This is a genomic window from Bacteroides sp. NSJ-39 (assembly GCF_014287315.1).
Taxonomy (GTDB): Bacteria; Bacteroidota; Bacteroidia; order Bacteroidales; family Bacteroidaceae; genus Bacteroides; species Bacteroides finegoldii.
Genome location: NZ_JACOOB010000066.1, coordinates 1 through 1,183, shown reverse-complemented (window position 1 = coordinate 1,183; position 1,183 = coordinate 1). Strand labels below are relative to the sequence as shown.

The 1,183-nt window shown below is 44.8% G+C and carries 2 protein-coding genes; both read right to left on the bottom strand.

The window, feature by feature from the left end; all coding sequences use genetic code 11:
• A partial coding sequence (locus tag H8S63_RS19745; protein WP_186927714.1) for an AGE family epimerase/isomerase occupies positions 1 to 650 on the bottom strand: 650 nt, incomplete at its 3' end.
• Positions 651 to 684: 34 nt separating this feature from the next.
• Positions 685 to 1,183 (bottom strand): MFS transporter (locus tag H8S63_RS19740; RefSeq protein ID WP_186927713.1); only part of this gene is annotated, 499 nt, incomplete at its 5' end.

Genomic DNA, 1,183 nt, shown 5'->3' with positions numbered 1-1,183 from the left:
ACAATGATTCCACCAAGTTCGGGACGATAAAAGACGTCCATCACTTCATGGATGCAGGTATCCATAGCCTGTTCTAGGTAATCTTTCCCTAAAATATGCTCTATTTCCATAGCAAGATTGCAAAGAATCATCGGCAGAGCAAAATTCTTTAGATTGCGTGTATCAGGATGAAGCTTGTTCCATTTTCCTTTAGGATTATCAACTTTGGACAAGATAATATCGAATGTCTTTCTGGCAATATCGGCATACTCCTGATTACCGGTTGCCAAACTCAATTGTCCGAAAGCCATTGTCGCAAAAGTATAGGAGAAAATGTTATACGGTTCTACCAACGGTCTACCCGAACGGTCGAGGGAAAAGTACCAGTTGTAATTTCCGTCATGTCCGTATTTCTTTAAGAATTCGCCACCTTGAACGGCACAGTCCAGCCATTCCTGGCGTTTCTCCACCTTATTGTAAAGCATGGAGAACATCCATACCTCACGCCCTTGCAGCCAGATAAACTTGTCTGTATCGAATACTTTGCCTTCACGATCCAGACAGGTGAAATAGCCGCCAAACTCTTTGTCTTGAGAGTTTTGAAGCCAAAAAGGAAGAACATTGTTCAACAATTCATCCCTGTATTGGTCCGATAGTTTTTTAAAATCCATATATCTTTAAAGTGTTAAGTTAATATGATCTTTTTTACTGTTCCGAACGGTTCCAGTATCTTTCAATTTCCTCCAGTGACTTCCCGGTCGTCTCCGGGACTAGTTTCCATACGATGAGCATATACGGCACACACATGAGCGCGAACAGGAAGAATGTTCCGGCGGGGGTAAAGTTCTGGAGCATCCAGGGGGTTAACTGTCCGATCAGGTACGTTCCGATCCAGAGAGCGAATCCTGCTATCGACATGGCCAGTCCGCGAACCTTGGTGGGATACATCTCCGAGAGGAGTACAAACACCACGGCACAGATGGATACGGCACAGCAGAATACATAGAACAGGAAGAAAACAAGCAGGAAGAGGCTGGATACTCCCAGGGAATCTCCGAAGAGGAAGTACAGGCCGATGAGAATCAGAGAAACAACCATGCCCGAAACTCCGTAATAAACCAGCTTCTTGCGGCCCACCTTATCGATGATGACAAGAGCCAGAACCGTGGTCAAAGTATTGACTAGTCCTACCAGAACTTGGTAA